We start from the raw sequence: 302 nt of genomic DNA, 5'->3' as shown, positions 1-302 counted from the left end.
CCCCCCCCCCCCCCCCCCCCCCCCCCCCCCCCCCCCCCCCCCCCCCCCCCCCCCCCCCCCCCCCCCCCCCCCCCCCCCCCCCCCCCCCCCCCCCCCCCCCCGCTTTTCAAGCAGAAGACGGCATACGCGATCAACGTCAGCGTCTCGTGGGCTCGGAGATGTGTATAAGAGACAGGGCCCGGTGCGGCGTTGACTTCGACGATGCCGCCGTTTTGCTCTTCCAGCGGGCGCAGCATGGTCTCGCAGACCACGTCCACGCCGCAGATGTGCAGGCCGATGGTCTGGGCGGCCTCCACGGCGCG

Annotated in this window: 1 protein-coding gene; it reads right to left on the bottom strand. The window is 75.8% G+C overall.

Annotated features, from left to right (window positions below):
- The coding region (locus tag JHD82_RS29585) for a hypothetical protein (protein ID WP_199140484.1) at positions 1–302 on the bottom strand (302 nt) is incomplete at both ends.

Source organism: Delftia sp. ASV31 (assembly GCF_016428765.1).
Classification (GTDB): Bacteria; Pseudomonadota; Gammaproteobacteria; order Burkholderiales; family Burkholderiaceae_C; genus Comamonas; species Comamonas acidovorans.
Note: the sequence above shows the minus strand (reverse complement) of the source record. Positions and strands in the feature narration are given on the sequence as shown.